At 65.0% G+C, this 15,322-nt stretch carries 14 protein-coding genes and 1 other RNA gene; 9 read left to right on the forward strand and 6 right to left on the reverse strand.

Features of this window, described 5'->3' with window-relative positions; all coding sequences use genetic code 11:
* The first annotated feature begins 88 nt into the window (after positions 1 to 88).
* A complete protein-coding gene (locus DMX10_RS05765; RefSeq protein WP_111260189.1) occupies positions 89 to 367 on the forward strand; it encodes a hypothetical protein in 279 nt (92 codons plus the stop codon).
* A 103-nt stretch (positions 368 to 470) separates the two neighbouring features.
* On the forward strand, positions 471 to 716 hold the full coding sequence (locus tag DMX10_RS05770) for a hypothetical protein (protein ID WP_111260190.1): 246 nt from the start codon (positions 471 to 473) through the stop codon (positions 714 to 716).
* A 345-nt stretch (positions 717 to 1,061) separates the two neighbouring features.
* On the opposite strand, the gene DMX10_RS05775 is transcribed toward DMX10_RS05770, so the two are convergent.
* Positions 1,062 to 3,980 carry an ATP-binding protein gene (locus DMX10_RS05775; RefSeq protein ID WP_111260191.1) on the reverse strand — a complete coding sequence of 973 codons (2,919 nt, stop codon included), beginning with the start codon at positions 3,978 to 3,980 and terminating at the stop codon, positions 1,062 to 1,064.
* Between the two features lie 144 nt (positions 3,981 to 4,124).
* On the opposite strand from DMX10_RS05775, the gene ssrA reads away from it, so the two are divergent.
* Positions 4,125 to 4,499, forward strand: a transfer-messenger RNA (tmRNA) gene (gene ssrA, locus DMX10_RS05780).
* A gap of 89 nt (positions 4,500 to 4,588) precedes the next feature.
* Here ssrA and DMX10_RS05785 read toward each other — a convergent pair.
* Positions 4,589 to 4,795, reverse strand: coding sequence for a carbon storage regulator (locus tag DMX10_RS05785; RefSeq protein WP_146602991.1), 207 nt, complete (start codon positions 4,793 to 4,795; stop codon positions 4,589 to 4,591).
* Between the two features lie 186 nt (positions 4,796 to 4,981).
* Complete coding sequence (locus tag DMX10_RS05790; protein WP_111260193.1) at positions 4,982 to 5,245, reverse strand: hypothetical protein; 264 nt, start codon at positions 5,243 to 5,245, stop codon at positions 4,982 to 4,984.
* Positions 5,246 to 5,369: 124 nt separating this feature from the next.
* Here DMX10_RS05790 and DMX10_RS05795 point away from each other — a divergent pair, with 124 nt between their 5' ends.
* Positions 5,370 to 5,651: a helix-turn-helix domain-containing protein gene (locus DMX10_RS05795; protein ID WP_111260194.1), complete on the forward strand. Its 282-nt coding sequence runs from the start codon at positions 5,370 to 5,372 to the stop codon at positions 5,649 to 5,651.
* Positions 5,648 to 6,061 (forward strand): ankyrin repeat domain-containing protein, encoded by a 414-nt coding sequence (locus DMX10_RS05800; protein WP_111260195.1) that lies wholly within the window; start codon positions 5,648 to 5,650, stop codon positions 6,059 to 6,061. The genes DMX10_RS05795 and DMX10_RS05800 overlap by 4 nt, the downstream gene beginning before the upstream one ends.
* Here DMX10_RS05800 and DMX10_RS05805 read toward each other — a convergent pair.
* Together DMX10_RS05805 and ycaC are read right to left on the reverse strand one after the other, a co-directional pair.
* Entirely contained in the window at positions 6,044 to 6,466 is a 423-nt protein-coding gene (locus DMX10_RS05805; RefSeq protein WP_111260196.1) for a hypothetical protein, read from the reverse strand. The two genes, DMX10_RS05800 and DMX10_RS05805, sit on opposite strands and share 18 nt — an antisense overlap.
* 303 nt (positions 6,467 to 6,769) lie before the next feature.
* Positions 6,770 to 7,399, reverse strand: coding sequence for an isochorismate family cysteine hydrolase YcaC (gene ycaC, locus DMX10_RS05810; RefSeq protein ID WP_111260197.1), 630 nt, complete (start codon positions 7,397 to 7,399; stop codon positions 6,770 to 6,772).
* 266 nt (positions 7,400 to 7,665) lie between these two features.
* On the opposite strand from ycaC, the gene DMX10_RS05815 reads away from it, so the two are divergent.
* Positions 7,666 to 8,562 carry a LysR family transcriptional regulator gene (locus DMX10_RS05815; protein ID WP_111260198.1) on the forward strand — a complete coding sequence of 299 codons (897 nt, stop codon included), beginning with the start codon at positions 7,666 to 7,668 and terminating at the stop codon, positions 8,560 to 8,562.
* Positions 8,563 to 8,634: 72 nt separating this feature from the next.
* Here DMX10_RS05815 and DMX10_RS05820 read toward each other — a convergent pair whose 3' ends face one another.
* Positions 8,635 to 9,267, reverse strand: a complete 633-nt coding sequence (locus DMX10_RS05820; protein WP_111260199.1) for a TetR family transcriptional regulator — start codon at positions 9,265 to 9,267, stop codon at positions 8,635 to 8,637.
* 200 nt (positions 9,268 to 9,467) lie between these two features.
* Here DMX10_RS05820 and DMX10_RS05825 point away from each other — a divergent pair, with 200 nt between their 5' ends.
* The 3 genes from DMX10_RS05825 to DMX10_RS05835 are packed head-to-tail and all read left to right on the forward strand — an operon-like array spanning position 9,468 to position 15,211.
* The gene (locus DMX10_RS05825) at positions 9,468 to 10,610 is read left to right on the forward strand and encodes an efflux RND transporter periplasmic adaptor subunit (RefSeq protein ID WP_111260200.1); all 1,143 of its coding nucleotides are present in this window, start codon (positions 9,468 to 9,470) and stop codon (positions 10,608 to 10,610) included.
* 12 nt (positions 10,611 to 10,622) lie between these two features.
* A complete protein-coding gene (locus tag DMX10_RS05830; protein ID WP_111260201.1) occupies positions 10,623 to 13,760 on the forward strand; it encodes an efflux RND transporter permease subunit in 3,138 nt (1,045 codons plus the stop codon).
* Positions 13,757 to 15,211 (forward strand): AdeC/AdeK/OprM family multidrug efflux complex outer membrane factor, encoded by a 1,455-nt coding sequence (locus DMX10_RS05835; RefSeq protein ID WP_111260202.1) that lies wholly within the window; start codon positions 13,757 to 13,759, stop codon positions 15,209 to 15,211. Before DMX10_RS05830 ends, DMX10_RS05835 begins: the two co-directional genes overlap by 4 nt.
* Positions 15,212 to 15,322 lie beyond the last annotated feature (111 nt).

Consider the following 15,322-nt stretch of genomic DNA (forward strand, 5'->3'; position numbering starts at 1 on the left):
GGCTTATCCGTCTCGGACGTCATTGCTCCACTCGGCCTCTACAAAGGGCCTATCCGAGTGCCAAAGAACGAGAGAGGAGACTCCCCTCATGAAACGCACCGCCCTGTTGATCACAGCCGCCCTGATGGCTTCCCCGGTGTTCGCCGATGACCTCTGCACCATCAACCTGCAGAAGATCAGCGACGCCATGGCCACCAACACCACCCTGGGCGACCCGCTGAAGAAAGAAGTGGAAGACCTGCGCATGAAGGCCGAACAGGCCAAGACCGCCGGTGACACCGAAGCCTGCATCAACTCGTCCAACATGGCGCTGCAGCGCCTGCAAGGGCCGAACAAGGAAGGCGGTAGCGACGGCGCCAGCCAGTGACCCGCCCCGCGTGAACAAGCCAGCCTCGCGCTGGCTTTTTCACGCCCCGCGCAACGCCTCGCCCCTGCCTATACTCCTGGACACCCCCGCCAGGAGCCTCGCCATGCGCCGCCTCGCCGCCTTCATCGCCGCCGCCCTGATCAGCACCCCGCTCTGGGCCATGCACTGCCCCCAGGACATGGCCAAGATCGACGAAATGCTCAAGACCGACCCGCCCTCCGACACCGCCCTGCTGGCGGAAGTCCAGCGCCTGCGCGCGGAAGGCGAAGAGCTGCACAAGGCCGGCAACCACGAGGAATCGGCCAGGGTGCTCAAGGAAGCCATCGACATGCTGCAAGCCAGCGAATGAGCCTGGCCCGCCACCCGTATACATCCACGCGCTTGGAACGTGGCTTTGCTTTTAGTCACCGGTAAAGGGGCGCAACGAGACCTCGGAGCATGCAGCCGCCGCTCAGTCCGGACGTAGGGTGTGCTGCGCGCACCTGGAGCTGACCGGAAGCACCGTGCGGCGGTGCGCGCGGCACACCCTACGGCACGAGCTCATCCTGTCAGCTCTCAGCTCGAACTATCACAAGCAGGATGACCATGACCACGCCCTAAGGACGTGTCTTCCCACGCTCAAATGAAAAAGGGCTGCGCACGACATGCACAGCCCTGGTAGCCCAGGCTTCAGCCCGGGGAGAGTTCACCCGCCTCAGAAGGCCGGCGGCTCGCGCTCCAGCAGCGACAGCGCCAGGCGCCGGACCTGCTGCAGGTCCACCGGCTTGGTCAGGCAGGCATCGGCCCCGCGCCGACGCGCTTCGGAGAGGTTGGCCTCGTCGACCGCCGCGCTCACCACCAGCACCGGCATGCCGCGCAGGTGCGGGGTGCGGCGGACGTAGTCGAGCACCTCCAGGCCGTCCCCATCGGGCAGGTCGAGGTCCAGCAGCAGCAGGGCCGGCGTCTGGGTTTCCAGGGTCGACAGGGCGCGACCGACCGAACCCGCACCGCGCACTTCGGCCATGTCGCGCAGGCCTTCCTTGAGCACCTTGAGGCAGGCCGGGTGGTCCTCGACGCAGAGCACCTGGGCCAGCGCCGGCGCGGGCGCGCTTTCCGGGGTGCCGGAATCCGCCTGGTTCGGCGGTGCGGCGCTGGGCAGGTCGATCCAGAAGCGGCTGCCGATGTCGCGGGTGCTGCTGAAGCCGATCTCCCCACCCATCAGCTCCGCCAGCTCGCGGCACAGCACCAGGCCGATGCCGGTGCCGGGGATGGTCGAGTTCTCGCGCCCCAGGCGCTGGAAGGGCTGGAACAGCATGGCCTGCTGCTCCTCGCTGAGCCCCGAGCCGCTGTCCGCCACCCACAGCCTTACACCGGCCGAGCGCAGCTCGTAGCCCAGGCTGACCATGCCCTGCGGGCTGTTGTACTTCACCGCGTTGGACAGCAGGTTGAGCAGCACCTGGCGCAGGCGCCGGGCATCGGCCAGGACGAAGAGCGGCGGCTCCGGCGGCGCCATCATCTGCAGGTGCAGCTGGCGGGTCTGCAACTCCGGCTGGATCAGCTCGGCGCAACCGGCCAGCAGCGGGCCGATCTCCACCGGTTTGAGCTGCAGTTGCTGGCGACGGTTCTCGATGCTCGACAGGTCGAGGATGTCGTCCACCAGGGAGGTCAGGTGGCGGCTGGCGTTGACGATCTCCTGGGCGTATTCGGCTTCCTCGCGACGCTCGTCCTTGCCCTCGGTCTCCAGCCCGATCAACTGGGCGAAGCCGTGGATGGCGTTGAGCGGCGTGCGCAATTCGTGGCTCATGCTGGAGAGGAAGCGGCTCTTGGCCTGGCTCGCCGCCATGGCCTCGCGGCTGGCACGGCGCAACTCGTCCTCCACCTGCTTGAGGCGGGTGATGTCCACATGGGTGCCCGCCACCAGCTGGGCGCGGCCTTCGGCGTCGCGCTCCAGCACCTTGCCGCGGCTCAGCAGCCAGGCGTACTGGCCATCGGCATCGGCGAAACGGTATTCGGCGTCGAAATTGTCCTGGCCGCTGTCGGCGAAGAACAGCCGCAACCGGCGCACGCGCTCGACGTCGTCGGGGTGCACGCGGTCATTGAAATCGTTGAAGCTGAGCTCGTCGGAGGGCAGGCCGAAACGCTTCACGAAGCGCCCGCTCATCTTGATCGACAGCGTGCGCGCGTCCACTTCCCAGAGGCTTTCGGTGGTGCTCTCCAGCACCAGTTCCAGGTTGCGCTGGGCCTCGACGCGCTCCTCCTCGCTGGCACGCAATTGGTCACCAGTCTGCTGCACCGCCAGGGCCATGGATTCCAGCTCCATGATCCGGCTGCTCGGCGCCTCGGGGCTGAAGTCGCCCTGGCCGATGCGCTGCATCATCCCGGAGATGCCGGCCAGCGGCACCGAGAGCTCATCGCTCAGGCGCCGCGAGCGGGCCCACATCCAGGCGAAGAACAGTGCATAGAAGAAGGCCAGGCCGGCGATCAGCAGGTAGCCGATCTGCTGGTAGCGCTCGGCGAGGCGGTTGGTCTCGCGGAAGATGTTGGCCTCGTCCACCACCATCATCAGGCGCCAGCCGGTCTGCGGGATCTCGGTCCAGGCCACCAGTTGCTTGCGCCCGCCGAGCAGCACCTCCTTCATGTTGCCCTGGCCGGACTGCATCGCCTGGAGGATGGGCTGCATCTCGGCGTGCTTGGCCAGGTTGAAGTCTTCCGGCTTGAGCACCTCGCGGCGCACCGCCTCCTCATAGGAGTAGCGGGTCAGCTCGCGCAGGCCGAAGTCGCGCTCCCCCGCCGCCGGCAGCGCCATGATGCTGTTGTCGCGGCTCACCAGCATGGCGTAGCCCTGCCACGGCACCTTGAGGTTGCTGATGGCGCCGAGCATCTGCCCGACCGTGATATCCAGGCCGACCACGCCCTCGAGGAAGTCGTCGCGGTACACCGGCGCGATCGCTGACATCATCCAGCCCTGGCCGGCCGGGTCGAGGTAGACGTCGGTCCAGACCACCTTGCGCCCGGGGTTGTGGCCGGCGTCGGCGAGGTAATAGAAGTTGTAGTCGGGTATCACCATGTCATGGGGATACTGCTCGGGCGTCATGAAGAAGGGGTAGATGCGGTTGTAGCTGTCCCAGCTGTTGAAGTAGACCGCCGCCATCAGCGGGTCGCTCTCGCGGATCGAGCGCATCAACGGATCGAGCTGCGACAGGCGCAGCGCCTTCTCGTGATCCTGGCGCTCCACCGGCGTGCTGTTGGCATAGAAGGAAGCGGAGCGGCCGTCGTCGCTCTGGGTGTAGAAGACGCCATCCTCGCTGAGGCGGTGGCGCGAACGCTCCAGCTCGTCGGGCTGGAAGCTGCGGTCCTGCACGGCCCGGACGGCGCTGTCGCGGAACAACCGGGCAAGGCCCTCGATGCTCTGCAGGCGCCCGTCGATGATCTTGCCCTCTCGCACCACCGCGCTGCCGAGGTCCTCCAGCGCGCTCTGCTGCAGGTAGTCCACCTGGGCATCGCGGATCGCGCTGTTGGTCAGCAGGTAGATGGCGATCAGCACCGACTCCACCAGAATCAGCGGGATCAGCGCGCTTTGCACGAACGCACGCCATATCCACTGGCGCAACGGGTAACGGGGGGAGCGCGGCATTCGGAGGACTCGTTTGAGGGACATCCTGACAATAGCTGGCAATCATAAGCGAAGCCGGCGGACAGCCCAATTGTGCACTGACCGTCGACGCGGAGGCGCCTTTGGCGTACCATCCGCCTTCTAGCTTTACCACTAGAAGCTTTTGGGGCCGATTAGGATTCGACGCCGGTTACAAAACTCTAGGGGCATGCCGAGCTGGTAGCAGACCTCGTAAATCAGCTGCTGCAAACTTATAGTTGCCAACGACGACAACTACGGGGCGGCCCTCGCGGCCTAACCCTTCTGGTGGCTTCGGCCGCCAGCAGTCATAAGGGGATGCCTGTAAACCCGAAATGACTGTCAGATAGAACAGGATCGCCGCCAAGTTCGCTGTAGACGTAACGGCTAAAACTTATACAGCTCGCTCTGAGCACCCTGCCAGTCGGGCCGCAAAGAGCTAACTCAGTAGACTTGGCTAAGCATGTAGTCCCGAAAGCGGCGCACTGGCGGACGGGGGTTCAAATCCCCCCGGCTCCACCAAACGCAAAGCCCCTGAAGATCGCGAGATCTCCAGGGGCTTTTTCTTTGGGTGTCGAAAAGCCACCAACAGCGGCAGCAAGAAGGCACGGCTACGAAGGAAAGCCCAACTCCTCCACAATCAGCATCCCGCTTGGCGCTCTCACCGCCAGCCTCACCGAATCGCCCCGCACCTCCAGCACCTCGACCTCGATTCCCTGGGTCAGCAACAGCCGCATCACCTGTGTAACCAGCTTCCCATCGAGAAGGTTGATCGACACCACATCGCCCGTCCGGCAGACACCTTCATGCAGTTGCACGTGATGCACCTCCGATTTTTACCGAGTAGAGGACAACACAGAGGACGTGCCAGGGCGAGAGCGCGAGGATGGCTTCGGAGAGTTCCCTGGCAGCAAAGAAGGCAGCGCCATGCCCGGGTACATAGGCGAAAGCGCCTGGTGCAGCTCGTGCTGGTATTTCAGCGAGCCTCTCTCTGGCCCTCTCCTTCACTCCTCCTGTGCCCCCTGCATCTCCAGGAACCGCGAAAAATCTTCGAGATTGCTACGCGACAGTTGCACCACCGCCTCCATCAGCGCCCCCTCCCGGTACTCGCCGAACCAGGGCCCGGGGAAGCCTTCCCGAAACGCAGCGTTATCCAGGATGATCTCGGCGATCACCTGAACCGTATGCAACCTCGACTCCAACCGCTCGCGCAGTTCGCGAAGGCGACGTTGTTGAGGGGTCAGTGAAAGCAGATCGGAATCGTTCATGGCAGCACCTCTCTAACATGGCCATATCTCTGCAGCAGTACTTCCAGCCTAGAAAATAACCCATTTTGGGATAAACCTGAAATAGGTTTATTCAGACCACCGGCCCTCGTTCCGGTGACCCCCCATGAAAACCATCAACTCCCCGCCCTACCAACGCCTGCTCGAATTGCTCATCGCAACGCGCAATGAGTCGGGTATGACCCAACAGCAGCTGTCAGAGAAGCTGCTGCGCCCTCAGTCCTACGTATCCAAATATGAACGCGGTGAAAGGCGGCTCGATGTGGTCGAGTTCCTGCTGGTCGTGCAGAGCCTCGGTGCGGAGCCTTTCGCGCTCCTGCGGGAGATTCAGCCTCTGCTCAAACAGCTCGGTAGGAACCCGAAAAACAATGTCGGAGATGACCAATGACGAGAAGCGTTGAACAGATATTCGATGAAGTGAGAACCGTACCTGACTGGTTCGAGCACCCCATTGCCTCCGTCCACGACAGAAATGGCTACGGCGATACGCCTCTGCACATCGTCGCCAATTGGGGCGACTGCGAAGCGATAAAGACGCTCATCGAAGCCGGCGCCGATATCAACGCCAAGGGAGAAGCCGGTTTGACGCCGCTGCATTGTGCCGTCGAGCAAGAGAGGCCCGAGGCTATCGTGTTGCTTCTGGCCATGGGTGCCGAAATCATCCCCGACTCGGATGGCTATACGCCTATGCAACTGGCTGAATTGCTGGGGCACAACGAGTTAATCAAGCTCTTCAAAGACCCGACGAACCAGCCAGCAGGTCTGCATGAGGACCTCGAGTCATCTGGTACTCGATAGCGTCAACAACAGTTCGCTGATACTTCTTCGGAGCTCCAGATCAGAAGAGCCCCGTGCTGCATCGTTAGCCTGAATCGCAAACGCCAAGGCCTTGGATGTATCACCCTGCTCCAGATGGGCCTCGGCCATTGCCAGGCAGATTGACGATATGTACTCATCCAGCCCTGCAGCCTGAGCCTTGCACAGCGCACGCTTATAGAATCCGATTGCTTTCGTTCGATCTGGGGTGAAGTCACCTAGGGTTTCCCATTGAAAGGGATGTTCATCCCCGTCCTTCTCACTGAGTTCACACAGGCTTTCGAGCCTTTGATGAGCTTCCCACTCAGCCCGCCTGTCGCCCGTATGCGATGCATGGATGATGTCCAGCACGATCTCGTGAACAGCGCCATGGAGCTTGGGTTTCATACGAAGAACTCTCGACTAAGGAGCACAGGTGGAAAGCTTGAAATGCCTCCACTCACCTGTCCATGTGTGAATCAGTGAAGAGTCCCGACCTGAGCTCACCTGAAGCGAACCAGGCGGCAAACAGGTAGGTTGGCGCCGAGCGTAGCGAGGTCCAACGGAGCGGCCTCAACCTCTGGACGTTGGGCTTCGCAAGCTCAGCACCAACCTACGATCCTCTGCGCACCAAGCGTGAACCCCCAACATAAAAAAGCGGGAGCCCCCCAAAAGGCTCCCGCTTTTCATTCCAGGCCCAGCTTCAGCCCATCACTTGTTGCCGGTCAGCGCCGCGTAGCTGGTCATCAGGTTGCGGTAGTCCGGGATATGGTTGGAGCACAGGGCAGCCAGGCCTTCCACGTCGTTGCGCCAGTCGCGGTGCAGCTCGCAGGCCACGCCGAACCAGTTCATCAGCTGCGCACCGGCCTGGCTCATGCGGTTCCACGCCGCATCGCGGGTGATTTCGTTGAAGGTGCCGGAGGCGTCGGTCACCACGAACACTTCGAAGCCTTCCTCCAGGGCGGAGAGGGCCGGGAAGGCCACGCAGACCTCGGTCACCACGCCGGCGATGATCAGCTGCTTCTTGCCGGTGGCCTTGATCGCCCTGACGAAGTCCTCGTTGTCCCAGGCGTTGATCTGGCCGGGGCGGGCGATGTAGGGCGCGTCCGGGAACAGCGCCTTCAGTTCCGGCACCAGCGGGCCGTTGGGGCCGGTTTCGAAGCTGGTGGTGAGGATGGTCGGCAGCTTGAAGAACTTGGCGAGGTCGGCCAGGGCCAGGACGTTGTTCTTGAACTTGTCCGGCTCGATGTCGCGGACCAGGGACAGCAGGCCAGCCTGGTGGTCGACCAGCAGGACGACGGCGTTGTCTTTATCGAGACGGTTGTAGGTGAAGTGGGTCATGGTGCGTTCCTCGCTTTTCGATAATGGGTGCCGGTTCGGCGTGGGTGTTCTCTGCTTCGTTGCAGTGGCTGACTGCATGGAGGAAAGATTAAATTTGGCACCCTTGATCCGCCAGACTGCGAAAATTGCCTCTAGCGTTCTATTTAAGGAACGCCCTCCCCCTTCAAACCTCGCCACCCTGCCAGGCAAGGCCGGCATACAATTGCGTGCCGGAAACAGCGATATCCGCCCCCAGCCTTGCCTGCCGATCACGAATTGAGGCCGTCATGAAAGCCACCTCCGATGAACTCCAGCACTTCGTCAGCGTCGTCGAATGCGGCTCCATCAGCGCGGCGGCCGAGCAGTTGGGCCTCACGCCCTCGGCGGTGAGCCGCACGCTGTCGCGGCTGGAGGAGAAGCTCGCCACCACGCTGCTGAACCGCACCACGCGGCGCATGGAGCTGACCGAGGAAGGCCGCTTCTTCTTCGACAACGCCAAGGAGATCCTCCAGCAGATGGAGGCCCTGGAAGAGCGCCTGGCCCTGCGCCAGCAGAAGCCCGCCGGGCGGCTGCGCATCAACGCCGCCTCGCCCTTCATGCTGCATGCGGTGGTGCCGCATATCGGTGACTTCCGTGCGCTGTATCCGGACATCCAGCTGGAGCTGAACACCAACGACCAGATCATCGACCTGCTGGAGCACCGCACGGACCTCGCCATCCGCATCGGCCCGCTGAGCGATTCGACCCTGCATGCGCGGCCTCTGGGTGCCAGCCGACTGCACCTGGTGGCGAGCCCGGAGTACCTGGCGCGCCACGGCGCGCCCGACAGTGTGGAGGCGCTCAAGGCCCACAGCCTGCTCGGGTTCACCCAGCCGGAAAGCCTCAACCAGTGGCCGGTGCGTCACGCCTGCGGAACGCAGCTATCGGTGCAGCCGAACCTGCGCGCCTCCAGCGGCGAGACCCTGCGCCAGCTGGCCCTGGCCGGCCAGGGCATCACCTGCCTGGCCAGCTTCATGACCGACCAGGACCTGGCCGAGGGCCGCCTGGTAGTGGTGCTGGCCGAACACATGAGCGACTACCGCCAGCCGATCCACGCGGTGTACTACCGCAACTCGCAGCTGGCCCTGCGCATCCAGTGCTTTCTCGATTTCATCCAGGCGCGCCTGGCCGGTGCCCGGGCCTAGCACAAATCCACTCATATTTGGGACGGGCTTCCCGAGCCCGGAAAGCCGCTAGCACGGCGTCTGACAGCGCATTCAGCTACGCAGTGCCGTACTGCTCTTCAGCATATCCAGCAGGGCATCGACCAGTTGCTCGGCCTGTTCGGCCAGGGGAAAACGCCCCGGCACCAGCAACCAGTGAGCCTGGAGTCCGTCGATATAGGCATGCAGGGTCACCGCGGCGCGGGTGCAATCCAGGCCTTCGGGCAGTTGCCCCTTGGCCACGGCATTGGCCAGGGCTCGGGCAATGCGCTGGTCACATTCCTGGCTGAAGCCCTGCATTTTCTGCCGCAGGTCGCCCAGCTCATCGGTGAACTCGCATTTGTGCTGGAGTATTTCGCTGATGCGACGGCTGCGCGGGTCCAGCTCCACGCGCTTGAGCAGCCGTACCAGGAGCTGGCGCATGCGGCCCAGGGGGTCGGGCTCGTCCTCGCTCTCGCTGGCCCGCGCCAGTTCCTCGAGCGGCGTGCGCAGGCGCTCGTGCATGGCCTGGAAGACATCGACCTTGTTCTGGAAGTGCCAGTAGATCGCCCCGCGGGATACCCCCGCCTTGCTGGCGATATCGGCCAGGGAGGTGCGCGACACCCCCTTGTCGTAGAACACGCGCTCGGCGGCATCGAGGATCTGGATGCGGGTCGCTTCGGCTTCTTCTTTGGTTCGTCTGGCCATGCCGGGGCGGACTCTGGGGGGCAGTGGAAGGAGTAAGGAATCGCCTCCCCATCGACACATTATCTGACAGAGAGTAGAGAAGAATCGTTTACAAACGTTCACGTACGTAAGTATATTCGTTAGCAGACTAAACAATCCACCCACGCTCCCTGCATGGGTATCGCCCGCCCGGGCAAACGTATCGAACGAGGTCTTTTCAGATGCAGAAGAAGCCAGCCTTCGCAGCTATGGTTTCCGCCGTCGCTCTGGCTACGCTCACACTCGCCGGCTGCAAGGAGGCCTCCGCGCCCCCGCCCGCGCAGACACCTCAGGTGGGGATCGTCACCCTGCAAGCACAGCCCTACACCCTGACCACCGAGCTGCCGGGCCGCACCACCGCGTTCCGCATCGCCGAGGTACGGCCCCAGGTCGACGGCATCATCCAGAAGCGCCTGTTCAAGGAAGGCACCGAGGTGAAGGCCGGCCAGCAGCTGTATCAGATCGACCCGTCCGTCTATCAGGCGACCTTCAAGAGCGCCGAGGCCACCCTCGCCTCCAGCCGTTCCCTGGCCGACCGCTACAAGGACCTGGTGACCGACCAGGCCGTCAGCCGCCAGGCCTACGACGAGGCCCAGGCGTCGCGCCTGTCGGCCGAAGCCGCGCTGGAGAAGGCGCGCATCGACCTGCGCTACACCAAGGTGCTGGCCCCCATTTCCGGGCGCATCGGCCGCTCCTCGGTCACCGAGGGCGCCCTGGTGAACAACGGCCAGGCCGCCGCCATGGCGACCATCCAGCAGCTCGATCCGATCTACGTCGACGTCACCCAGCCGACCAAGGACCTGCTGCGCCTGCGCCGCGACCTGGAGAGCGGCCAGCTGCAGAAGGCCGGCGACAACGCCGCCAAGGTCAAGCTGACGCTCGAGGACGGCAGCGAGTACGCGCACGAAGGCACCCTGGAGTTCTCCGAAGTCTCGGTGGACGAAGGCACCGGTTCGGTGACCCTGCGCGCGGTGTTCCCCAACCCCGACCATGACCTGCTGCCGGGCATGTTCGTGCACGCGCAGCTGAGCTCCGGGGTCAAGCAGCAGGCCATCCTCGCGCCGCAACAGGGCGTGACCCGCGACCTCAAGGGCCAGGCCACCGCGCTGGTGGTCAACGCCGAGAACAAGGTGGAGCTGCGCCAGCTGGAGGCGGACCGCACCGTCGGCGACCGCTGGCTGGTGACCAAGGGCCTCAACCCGGGTGACAAGCTGATCACCGAAGGCCTGCAGTTCGTCCGCCCCGGCGCCGAAGTGAAGACCGCCCCCGCGACCAACGTCGCCGAATCGAAGTCGGTGGACCCCGACCTGGCGAAAAGCCAATAAGGAGCGACCTTCATGTCGAAGTTCTTCATCGACCGGCCGATCTTCGCCTGGGTGATCGCGCTGGTGATCATGCTCGCGGGCGGCCTGGCCATCCTCAAACTCCCGATCAACCAGTACCCGAGCATCGCCGCGCCCGCCGTCGGCATCCAGGTCAGCTACCCCGGCGCCTCCGCGCAGACGGTGCAGGACACCGTGGTGCAGGTGATCGAGCAACAGCTCAACGGCATCGACGGCCTGCGCTACATCTCCTCGGAAAGCAACTCCGACGGCAGCATGACCATCACCGCCACCTTCGAGCAGGGCACCAACCCCGACATCGCCCAGGTGCAGGTGCAGAACAAGCTGCAGCTGGCGACCCCGCTGCTGCCGCAGGAAGTACAGCAACAGGGCATCCGCGTCACCAAGGCCGTGAAGAACTTCCTGCTGGTGATCGGCGTGGTGTCGACGGACGGTTCCATGGACAAGAACGACCTGTCCAACTACATCGTCTCCAACATGCAGGACCCGATCTCGCGCACCAAGGGCGTGGGTGACTTCCAGGTGTTCGGCTCGCAGTACGCCATGCGCATCTGGCTCGACCCGGCACGGCTGAACAACTACCAGCTGACCCCGGTCGACGTGAAGAGCGCCATCCAGGCGCAGAACGTGCAGGTCTCCTCCGGCCAGCTCGGCGGCCTGCCCGCCTCCCCCGGCACCCAGCTCAACGCCACCATCATCGGCAAGACCCGCCTGCAGACCCCCGAGCAGTTCGGCGCCATCCTGCTCAAGGTCAACCGCGACGGCTCCCAGGTGCGCCTGCGTGACGTCGCCCGCATCGAGCTCGGCGGCGAGAACTACGCCATCAGCGCCCAGTTCAACGGCAAGCCCGCCTCGGGCCTGGCGATCAAGCTGGCCACCGGCGCCAACGCGCTGGACACCGCCAAGGCCATCCGCGAAACCATCGACCAGTTGAAGCCCTTCTTCCCCGCCGGCATGGAGGTGGTCTTCCCCTACGACACCACCCCGGTGGTCTCGGCCTCCATCGAAGGCGTGGTGCACACCCTGGGCGAGGCCATCGTCCTGGTGTTCCTGGTGATGTTCCTGTTCCTGCAGAACTTCCGCGCCACCATCATCCCCACCCTCGCGGTGCCGGTGGTGCTGCTGGGCACCTTCGGCGTGCTGGCGATGTTCGGCTTCACCATCAACACCCTGACCATGTTCGCCATGGTCCTGGCCATCGGCCTGCTGGTGGACGATGCCATCGTCGTGGTGGAGAACGTCGAGCGGGTGATGGCCGAGGAAGGCCTCTCGCCGCTGGAAGCCACCCGCAAGTCCATGGGCCAGATCCAGGGCGCGCTGGTGGGCATCGCCCTGGTGCTCTCGGCGGTGTTCCTGCCGATGGCCTTCTTCGGCGGCTCCACGGGCGTGATCTACCGCCAGTTCTCCATCACCATCGTCTCCGCCATGGCGCTCTCGGTGCTGGTGGCCCTGGTGTTCACCCCGGCCCTCTGCGCCACCATGCTCAAGCCCATCGCCAAGGGCCACCACGCCCCCAAGCGCGGCTTCTTCGGCTGGTTCAACCGCACCTTCGATCGCAGCGTGAACGGCTACGAGCGCGGCGTGCGCGCCATCCTCAAGCGCAAGGCGCCGTACATCCTCATGTACCTGGTGATCGTCGCGATCATGGCCTGGCTGTTCACCCGCATCCCCACCGCCTTCCTCCCCGAGGAAGACCAGGGCGTGCTCTTCGCCCAGGTGCAGACCCCGGCCGGCGCCAGTGCCGAACGCACCCAGGTGGTGGTCGACCAGATGCGCGAATACCTGCTCGACGCCGAGAAGGACACCGTCAAATCCGTGTTCACCGTCACCGGCTTCAACTTCGCCGGCCGCGGCCAGAGCTCGGGTATGGCCTTCATCATGCTCAAGCCCTGGGGGGAGCGTCCCGGCGCCGAGCACAGCGTGTTCTCCCTGGCCCAGCGCGCCCAGCAGCACTTCTTCAGCTTCCGCGACGCGATGGTCTTCGCCTTCGCCCCGCCGGCGGTGCTGGAGCTGGGTAACGCCACCGGCTTCAACTTCTTCCTCCAGGACCGCGCCGGCGTCGGCCACGAACAGCTCAACGCCGCCCGGGACAAGTTCCTCGAACTGGCCAACAAGAACCCGGTGCTGGCCCGCGTGCGCGCCAACGGCCTGTACGACGAACCGCAGTACCAGCTGCAGATCGATGACGAGAAGGCCCGTGCCCACGGCGTCTCCCTGGCGGACATCAACAACACCGTGTCCATCGCCTGGGGTGCCAGCTACGTCAACGACTTCATCGACCGTGGCCGGGTGAAGAAGGTCTACCTGCAAGGCGTACCGGAGGCGCGGATGAACCCCGACGACCTCGGCAAGTGGTACGTGCGCAACGACCAGGGCGAGATGGTGCCGTTCAGCGCCTTCGCCTCCGGCGAGTGGGTCTACGGCGCGCCGAAACTGGCCCGCTACAACGGCGTGCCGGCCATCGAGATCCTCGGTGAAGCGGCGCCCGGCCACAGCTCGGGCGAAGCCATGGCGGCGGTCGAGGAGATCATCAAGCAACTGCCGGCCGGCGTCGGCTACTCCTGGACCGGCCTGTCCTACGAGGAGCGCCTCTCCGGTGCCCAGGCGCCCGCGCTCTACGCGCTGTCGCTGCTGGTGGTGTTCCTCTGCCTGGCGGCGCTGTACGAGAGCTGGTCGATCCCCTTCTCGGTGATGCTGGTGGTGCCCCTGGGCATCCTCGGGGCACTGCTGTTCACCAGCATGCGCGGGCTCTCCAACGACGTGTTCTTCCAGGTGGGCCTGCTCACCACCATCGGCCTCTCGGCGAAGAACGCCATCCTCATCGTCGAGTTCGCCAAGGAGCTGCACGAACAGGGCAAGAGCCTGTTCGACGCCGCCGTGGAAGCCTGCCGCATGCGCCTGCGCCCGATCATCATGACCTCGCTGGCGTTCATCCTCGGCGTGGTCCCCATGGCCATCTCCAGCGGCGCCGGCTCGGGCAGCCAGCACGCCATCGGCACCGGCGTGATCGGCGGCATGCTCACCGCGACGGTACTGGCGATCTTCTGGGTCCCGCTGTTCTACGTACTGGTCTGCTCGCTGTTCAAGGACAAGCGCAGCAAAGACGAACTGACCAAGGAGGCCGCCGAATGAGGCAGTCCCTGCTGACCCTCGCCATCGCCAGCGTCCTGCTCGGTGGCTGCTCGCTGATCCCCGACTACCAGCGCCCCGAGGCGCCGGTGGACGGCGCCTGGCCCCAGGGCGAGGCCTACACCGCCAACGGCGCGACCCAGACCGAGGTGGCCGCGCCCGACCTCGGCTGGCGCGAGTTCTTCAAGGACCCGGCGCTGCAACGCCTGGTGGAGACCGCCCTGGCCAACAACCGCGACCTGCGCGTGGCCGCGTTGAACATCGACGCCTACCGCGCGCAGTACCGCATCCAGCGCTCCGAGCTGTTCCCCAGCGTCTCGGCCGATGGCAGCGGCACCCGCCAGCGCCTGCCGGCGGACCTCTCCAGCAGCGGCCGCGCCACCACCAGCGGCCAGTACGCGGCCACCGTGGGCGTCAGCGCCTGGGAGATCGACTTCTTCGGCCGCCTGCGCAGCCTCAACGAGCAGACCCTGGAGCAATACTTCGCCAGCGAGGAAGCCCGCCGCAGCACACAGATCAGCCTGGTGGCCAGCGTCGCCAACGCCTACCTGACCCTTCAGGCCGACCAGTCGCTGCTCAAGCTGACCCGCGACACCCTGAAGACCTACCAGGAAAGCCTCGCCCTCACCCAGCGCAGCTTCGACGTCGGCGTCGCCGATGCCCTGGCCCTGAGCCAGGCGCGCACCGCCGTGGAAAGCGCCCAGGTCACCCTTGCGCAGTACAGCCGCCTGGTGGCCCAGGACCGCAACGCCCTGGCCCTGCTGCTGGGCAACGGCGTGCCTGGCGACCTCCCGCAAGGCGAGGTGCTGGGCGACGACCAGCTCGCCGAAGTGCCCGCCGGCCTGCCGTCCGAACTGCTGCAGCGCCGCCCGGACGTGCTCCAGGCCGAACACCAGCTCAAGGCCGCCAACGCCAGCATCGGCGCCGCCCGCGCCGCGTTCTTCCCCAGCATCAGCCTCACCGCCAATGCCGGGACCAAGAGCGCCGAGCTCTCCGGCCTGTTCGACGGGGGCTCCGGCAGCTGGCTGTTCCAGCCGCAGATCAACCTGCCGATCTTCACTGCCGGCCGCCTCAAGGCCAACCTCGACTACGCCGAGGTGCAGAAGGACATCCAGGTGGCGCAGTACGAAAAAGCCATCCAGACCGCCTTCCAGGAAGTCGCCGACGGCCTCGCCGCCCGCACCACCTTCGAGGAGCAGCTCACCGCCCAGCGCAACCTGGTACGCACTTCCGAGGACTACTACCGCCTGGCCGAGCGCCGCTACCGCACCGGCGTGGACAGCTACCTGACCCTGCTCGACGCCCAGCGCCAGCTGTTCAGCGCGCGCCAGCAACTGATCAGCGACCGCCTCAACCAGCTCACCAGCGAGGTCAACCTGTACAAGGCCCTCGGCGGCGGCTGGAACGAGCGCACCACCAGCGCCCAGGCGGCACCGACCACCCCGCAATCCTGATTCGCGTGTCCAGGCCCATGGATTGGGCCACCCTTGCTGCGCGAGGCCCCCATCGGACTTGATGGGGGCTTTTTTATTGCGCGCGCAAAACCTGCGCGCACGCCCCCATCC

Source organism: Pseudomonas sp. 57B-090624, assembly GCF_003234055.1.
Classification (GTDB): Bacteria; Pseudomonadota; Gammaproteobacteria; order Pseudomonadales; family Pseudomonadaceae; genus Metapseudomonas; species Metapseudomonas tohonis.